6 protein-coding genes are annotated in these 7,246 nt (G+C 70.4%); 2 read left to right on the forward strand and 4 right to left on the reverse strand.

The annotated features are described in order from the left end of the window. From QH290_RS00150 to QH290_RS00160, 3 genes are all read right to left on the reverse strand, one after another. The coding region (locus QH290_RS00150) for a thiolase family protein (protein ID WP_483244229.1) at positions 1-863 on the reverse strand (863 nt) is incomplete at its 3' end. Positions 864-935: 72 nt separating this feature from the next. Next, entirely contained in the window at positions 936-1,805 is an 870-nt protein-coding gene (locus tag QH290_RS00155) for an SGNH/GDSL hydrolase family protein (protein WP_280265240.1), read from the reverse strand. Between the two features lie 296 nt (positions 1,806-2,101). Next, positions 2,102-2,578 carry a hypothetical protein gene (locus tag QH290_RS00160; RefSeq protein WP_280265244.1) on the reverse strand — a complete coding sequence of 159 codons (477 nt, stop codon included), beginning with the start codon at positions 2,576-2,578 and terminating at the stop codon, positions 2,102-2,104. A gap of 224 nt (positions 2,579-2,802) precedes the next feature. Here QH290_RS00160 and QH290_RS00165 point away from each other — a divergent pair, with 224 nt between their 5' ends. Further along, positions 2,803-4,197 (forward strand): cystathionine beta-synthase, encoded by a 1,395-nt coding sequence (locus QH290_RS00165; protein WP_280265241.1) that lies wholly within the window; start codon positions 2,803-2,805, stop codon positions 4,195-4,197. Positions 4,198-4,393: 196 nt separating this feature from the next. Next, a complete protein-coding gene (locus QH290_RS00170; RefSeq protein WP_280381618.1) occupies positions 4,394-5,590 on the forward strand; it encodes an AbrB family transcriptional regulator in 1,197 nt (398 codons plus the stop codon). 47 nt (positions 5,591-5,637) lie between these two features. Here QH290_RS00170 and QH290_RS00175 read toward each other — a convergent pair whose 3' ends face one another. Beyond that, entirely contained in the window at positions 5,638-6,093 is a 456-nt protein-coding gene (locus QH290_RS00175; RefSeq protein WP_280265243.1) for a DUF4254 domain-containing protein, read from the reverse strand. Positions 6,094-7,246: the final 1,153 nt, after the last annotated feature.

Consider the following 7,246-nt stretch of genomic DNA (forward strand, 5'->3'; position numbering starts at 1 on the left):
ACCCAGTTCACTGGATGGTCTACCCCTAGTGGGGTGCATCGCCCCGGGAACCGCGGGGGGGGGGGGGGGGGGGGGGGGGGGGGGGGGGGGGGGGGGATTTTATGTTGGAGGGCGGGGGGGGGGGGGGGGGGCGGCCGCCGGGGGGGGGGGGGGGGGGGCGGGGGGGGGGGCCGGCTGGGGGTGCCCCCCCGGCGGGGGGGGGCCCCCCCCACCGGGGTGATCTCGCGCTCGAAGAAGCCCGCCTTGATGGCCTCCTCGGCGCGGTTCTGCGACCGCACGCCCCAGTGGTCCTGCTCCTCGCGCGAGATGCCGGTGAACTGGGCGACGTTCTCGGCGGTCTGGCCCATCGCGATGTAGACGTCGGGCAGTTGGTCGTTCTCGCGCGGGTCGACCCAGCCGTCGGAGCCGCCCTCGGCGCGCTTCGCCGTGCGAGCCTCGGCATCGGCGAACTTGATGTTGTGGGTGTCCGGCCAGCCGTCGGACGTGCCCTTCGGGAACCGCGAGACGGTCTCCACACCGGCGGAGATGAAGACGTCGCCCTCACCGGCCTTGATGGCGTGCAAGGCCATCCGGCTGGTCTGCAGCGACGACGAGCAGTAGCGGTTGAGCGTCACGCCGGGCAGGAAGTCGTAGCCCAGCTGCGTGGCCACCACCTTGGCCATGTTGAAACCGGCCTCGCCGCCGGGCTGCCCGCAGCCGAGCATCAGGTCGTCGATATCGGAGGCGGCCAGCGCCGGCACCTTGTCGAGGGCGGCCCGGACCATCTGGGCGGCGAGGTCGTCCGGGCGCATGCCCACGAGCGAGCCCTTGCCCGCACGGCCGATCGGGGAGCGGGCAACGGAAACGATGACGGCCTCTGGCATGAGGACTCCTTCGTCGGGCGGCGAACGACCAAGCGGCCGTTCGGTACACAGATACGGAATTCTCCTCCGAATCTACGTCGCCCCGATCGGGGTAGGAACACCCGGTATGCCCGTATCCCGCTGATCGAGCTCGCGCAGCAGCGCCGGGAGCAGGTGAGCGGCGGCCAACTCGTACCCGGCGGCCGAGGGGTGGAAGCCGTCGGCGGAGAACAACACCTCGGGGGTGCTGCGGAAATCGTGGCCGAGCAGATCGCCCATCGGCACCGGGCAGCCTCCGGCCGCGCGGGTCGCGGCCGCCTGCGCGCGCGCCAGCCGCACGCTCCAGCCGTGCACGACGGTCCGCAGCGGCTGTGGGATCGCGGCCACCGAACCCAGATCGGGGCAGGTGCCGACCACCACCACGCTGCCCGCCTCGTGTAGCCGCTGCACCGCGCGCCGCAGCCGCTGCGCCGAGCGGAGCACGGAGTGCTTCTTGGTGACGTCGTTGGCGCCGACCAGGATCAGCGCGGCATCCGGTGGCGGACCGGCGACGAACATCGCGTCGACCTGCCCGGCCAGCCCCTTCGACGTGGCACCCGAGATGGCCTTGGTGCTCAACCGGATTCGCCGCCCGGTCGCCGCGGCCAGACCGCGGGCGACCCGCACGCCCGGCACCTGCTCCGCGCTGTCGCAGCCGACGCCCGCCGCCGTGGAGTCGCCGAAGATCATCAGGTGCAGGTCGAAAGGGATTCCGGTGCGCCAGGATTCGGGCGCGGAACATCCGGCGGTGTAGACGCCGTCGGCCTCCGGGGGTTTGGAGGTATCGCGGCCGATCACGGTCCGCGCCGCCTGCGCCTGCTGCATCAGCAGCCGATAACCCGCCCACCACGCGGTACCCGCACCCGACCCCGCTGCCACCGTGGCAACACCGGTCACCGCGAACGTGCGCCACGTCCTCGCCACCTGCCGACCCCTTTCCGCTCCGCAGCGTCGCGCAGCACGGCCCTCCCGCCCAGCATCCGCCGACCGATCGCACCGCACCCACCCACGATTCCGTCTGCCTATATCGTGCCGGATCCACCGAACGTGAGCACCAAACTTCCCGCACGCTTTACGTGTTCCCGCACCCTTTACGAGGTCCTGTAAGGGGTGCGGGGGCATGCAAGGGGTGCGGGGGGCAAGGGGAGTTGTCGGCCGTGCGGGAGCGGGCCGGGGTGTGGAGGGAGGGGTGTGACAGGTTGGCGCGGCGAGGGGGTGGGTCAGGGGGCCGGGGGTGGGGGCGCGGCTACGTCGAAGGCGCCGCGGGCGGGGATGTGGTGGTTGTTGGTGGAGACCGTGATCTCGATGTGGCCGGGGCCGGTGTCCTGGAACTGGGCGTAGAGGATGCTGCCGTAGATTCCGGCGACCACGTTCAGGCGGTATTCGCCCGCGGCGCCGGTGGTGATGTTGCGCCAGGCGACGGTGGTGTCGACGTTGCACAGCGGGGCGAACGGATACTGGCCCGATCCGACGCCGGCGATGGGGAGCGACTGGACGTTGATGACGGCCCGGCCCGGATAGTCCGGGCTGGTGTCGGCCCAGGTACGGATGTTGCCCCAGCAGAGGCCGCCGTAGAACACGCTCGGCGTCTGGGGGAATTCGATGGTCTGCGCGTTCGCCGAGGCGGACGACGCGATCGCCGTCGCGGCCCCGAGGGTTCCGAGCACGGCGGCGGCGGTGCGGGCGATCTTCGGCATCCTCACTCGGCAGATGATAGGCGGAAACCGAACCGCCGTCGCGGCGTTCGCAGGCGTGGCACGGTGTGAACTCGGCGATAGGGGAGTTCACATACCGCAGGTCGGTCGCCACGCCGTATGGATGGTCGCCGTGTTGTGTGGTCGGTTGTCGCGCCGGGCGGGCGTTGTCGCGCGGGAATGGATGCGCTGTCGGGTGGGCTGCGACATTCTGCAACGATGGGGCTATGCGCATCGCGAACCACGTCGTCGACCTGATCGGTAACACACCGCTCGTGCGGTTGAACTCCGTGGTGGGGCCGAACTCCGGCCTGGTTGCGGCGAAGATCGAGTATCTGAACCCGGGCGGCAGCTCGAAGGATCGCATCGCGGTCAAGATGATCGACGCCGCCGAGGAGCAGGGCCTGCTGCGGCCCGGCGGCACCATCGTCGAGCCCACCTCCGGTAACACCGGCGTCGGCCTGGCGCTGGTCGCCCAGCAGCGCGGGTACAAGTGCGTGTTCGTCTGCCCGGACAAGGTGAGCGAGGACAAGCGGAACGTGTTGCGCGCCTACGGCGCCGAGGTCGTGGTGTGCCCGACGGCCGTCCCGCCGGAGGATCCGGGCAGCTACTACAGCGTCTCCGACCGCCTGGTGCGCGAGATCCCCGGCGCGTGGAAGCCCGACCAGTACTCCAACCCGGGCGGTCCGGAAAGCCACTACGAGACCACCGGCCCCGAGATCTGGCGCGATACCGACGGCACCGTCACCCATTTCGTCGCGGGCGTCGGCACGGGCGGCACGATCACCGGCGCGGGCCGCTACCTCAAGGAGGTGTCCGGCGGCAAGGTGCGGGTGGTCGGCGCCGATCCGGAGGGTTCGGTGTACTCCGGCGGTTCGGGCCGCCCCTATCTGGTCGAGGGCGTGGGCGAGGACTTCTGGCCCAGCGCCTACGACCCCGCGGTCCCCGACGAGATCATCGCCGTCTCCGACGCCGACTCCTTCGATATGACCCGCCGCCTGGCCCGCGAGGAGGGCCTGCTGGTCGGCGGCTCCTGCGGCATGGCGGTGGTCGCCGCGCTGCAGGTGGCCGAGCGGGACCCGAATGCCGTGGTGGTCGTGTTGCTGCCCGACGGCGGCCGCGGCTACCTGTCGAAGATCTTCAACGACCAGTGGATGAGCTCCTACGGCTTCCTGCGGTCCCGGCTCGACGGCAGCACCGCCGAGCCGACCGTCGGCGACGTGCTGCGCGGCAAGTCCGGCGCGCTGCCCGATCTGGTGCACACCCACCCGCAGGAGACGCTGCGCGACGCCATCGAGATCCTGCACGAATACGACGTCTCGCAGATGCCGGTCGTAGGCGCCGAGCCGCCCGTGATGGCGGGCGAGGTGGCGGGTAGCGTCACCGAGCGCGACCTGCTTTCGGCGGTCTTCGAGGGCCGCGCCCAGCTCACCGACCCGGTGTCCAAGCACATGAGCGAGTCGTTCCCGCTGATCGGCTCCGGCGAGCCGGTCTCGGCGGCGACCAAGTCGCTCGAGTCCACCGACGCGCTGATGGTCGTCGAGGACGGCAAGCCGATCGGCGTCATCACCCGCCACGATCTGCTCGGCTTCCTGAGCCGCTCGGGTCTGCCCGCACGCTGACCCGCCTCCGGGGTTGACGCTGCAAGATTGCCCTCCGGGCAGAATTGCAGTGACGGCAGCGGATATTCGACCGACCGCCTACGAATTTCCCTATATTGCAGGGAAATTCGATATGAGTCCGGGATCACCGCGCTCGCGGTAAGGGATAACTGTGTTGTTACCCGGTGTTCATCGCCGCGGACAACCATCGAGTGGCATGACCCGGTGGCAAGCGCTCGGATGGATGGTTCTGCTCGCGGCGGTGCTGGGCGTGGCGGAGCTGCTCGATCGCACCCGGTTCCCGGCGCCGCAGATGATCGTGGCGATCGTGGTCGGGGCGGCGCTGGCGTTGACCGGACGATTGCCCGCGCCGCTGCCGAAGGAGGTGTCGGTCGGCGTGCAGGCCATGCTGGGCGTGCTGATGGGCAGCTATCTTCAGGTCTCGCTGCTGCGTTCGGTCGGCATGGCCCTGATCCCGGTGCTGGCCGTCACCGCGGCCACCGTGGTGGTGAGCGTGCTGGTGGCCGTCGTGTTCGCGCGGGCGGCCCGGGTGGATCTGCCGACGGCGACGCTCGGATTGATCGCGGGCGGCTCGGCCGCGGTGGTGTCGTGCGCCGACGAGCTCGACGCCGATCCGCGGCGGGTGGCGTTCATGCAGTATCTGCGGGTCGGCCTGGTCGCGCTCAGCGCGCCGGTGCTGGCGATGCTGCTGGCCGACGGGGATCGCGCGGTGGCGGAGTTCGAGACCTTCGGCGACGCGGTGACCGATCCGGATCTGCCGCACTGGATGATCGTGGGCCGCGGCGATCAGGTGGCGGGACTGTCGATCGCGATCGTGCTGTGCCTCACCGGAATTCGCTGCGGTCGGCGGCTGCGGCTGCCGAGCCCGGCGCTGCTGGGCCCGCTGCTGATCACCGCCGCCCTGACCGCGGTCGGCGTCAGCCACGGCTACGCGCCGACCAATCTGTTCAAGGAATTGCTGTTCGTGCTGATCGGTTTCGAGGTCGGTACCCGCTTCACCCGCACCGTCGTGGTGGAGATGGCGCGGCTGCTGCCCGGTATGACCGCCGCGGTCGTCGCGCTGTCCGCGCTGGTCGCCGCGCTCGCCCTGGGACTGGCCCTGTTCGTCGACCTCGAGCTGTCCGACCTGTATCTGGCCACCACGCCCGGCGGCCTCAACGCGGTCCTGGCGACCGCCGAGGACATGAACGCCGACATGCCGCTGATCACCACCGTGCAGAGCGTGCGCCTGCTGCTGATGATCCTGCTGCTACCGCTGATCATGCGCGCACTGCACCGCTGGTCGCGGCCCGCCGGTGCGGATGAGAGCCGGACGGACTCGGCCCTCGATACCGCGGCCGATCATGTCGCGGTCGATGGCACGAGACCCGTTGTTGCGCAGACCTCTTCGTGAACTGCCCAGTCGTGGGACGTTGCCTGTCGGCACGGTTCGTCGGGCCGCTAGGCCGAGCGCACGCGGTGCCGCGGCTGGCCGTGCAGCACCTCGTCGACCAGATCGCTCCAGTCGTCGGCCAGCGACGCCAGCCGGTACCAGGCGGTGTGCACCCGTTCGTCGGAGACGTCGGCGGCGCTGTGCAGCAGGCGATTTGCGTGCACCTGGGCGGCGGCGAGGCGGTCGACGGCGCCGCCGAGCGATTCGGGGTACAGCCCGCGATGCCGCCGCGCCGGTAGCCGGTCGCCGACCCAGCCGTCGATGGTGGCGACGAGTTCGGCTCGGCTGCCGTCGATTTCGGCGGCATGAGCGGGCTGCTGGTGTCGGCGCAGATGGAGTTCGGCGAGCGCGCGGGCCCAGCGCACCATCGGGGGATCGCCCGGGTCGTCACCCAGATGGCCGCAGAAGGCGGCGAGCAGTTCGTGCCAGTCCGGCAGGTCGGCGAGGTCGTGCGGAGACATCATCGGCATCCTTCGTCACGGATCGGTGCGCGGGATTTCGAATCGCACACCGGGGTGTGCCAACAGCTTGCGCGTTCAACCTTGCCGCTGCGGTGACCGTCAGATGGCGCTTCGATGACCGGTCGTAACAAGGTCATGCGCACCGGCGAGGCGGGGCTGTGAGGTGCTCGCTACGCCCCGCGGGGTGCCGGGCGAATAACGGGTTACCGACGGCCGCCGCCGCGAATGGTTACGAACCGTGACCTAGACGGATCGCGGGGGCGGAAAATCCCGGCAAATCGGCGCTGTCCAGCACGACACGGCAACTTTTTATGTGACCCGCGGCACAATACGTTTAGGGGAGAATTGCCAGGTCAGTGGGTTATAGAAGATTGAACTTTAGGCATTTGCCAGGGTGTCGCACCGTTCGTTCACCTTTAGTTCAGATGGTGTTAACCTACCGCAATCATCCTGTGACCTCGTCGGTTGTCCCGACCCCGGATAGCACGAGGAGTTGTCAACGCCCATGCGGAACATGACCGCGACGGATGTGCCGCCAGGTACGGCGCGCATCGCAGCGGTAGCCGCCGCGGCCGCGAGCGCGTCACGCGTCGTCGTCGGTCCGCCCGGCCGTCGCTGAGCTCAGTCGTGTCAGTGGGGAATGCGAATCCCCTTCTCTCATAACAAGTTCCACAACAGCACCGCAGCGCGCAGGTGAACCGGTGACGGTCTCACCCTGGTCCCGTGCTGCCTGTGCAGGCCCGCAACGGCCGACACCAGAGTAGGAAATACCGCGCATGTCGAAGAAGTCCATCAAGAGCAGCAGAGCCAAGGCGGTCGCACGCACCGCCGGATCCGCCACCCTGGCGCTGGCCGCCTTTGCCGCCGTGACCTCCGCCGGGGGTCACGGAACGGCCGATGTGCAGCCCGCCGCGCTGGCGTCCACGATCGCCGCGACCGCCGATAGCACCCCTGCTCCCGCGGAGCCCGCCGCCGCCCAGGCGCCGGCCCCCCCCGCCCCGCCCGCGCCCCAGCCCCCGCCCCAGCCCGGCGCCGCCCCCCCCCCCCCCCCCCCCCCCCCCCGCCCCCCCCCACCGGGGGGGGGGGGGGCGGGGGGGGGGGGCCGAAAAGGCGCGCCCGGGGGGGGGGGGGGGGGCGCCGGGGGTTTTTGGGCAAA

The organism is Nocardia wallacei, from assembly GCF_029869545.1.
In the GTDB taxonomy this organism is placed as follows: domain Bacteria; phylum Actinomycetota; class Actinomycetes; order Mycobacteriales; family Mycobacteriaceae; genus Nocardia; species Nocardia wallacei_A.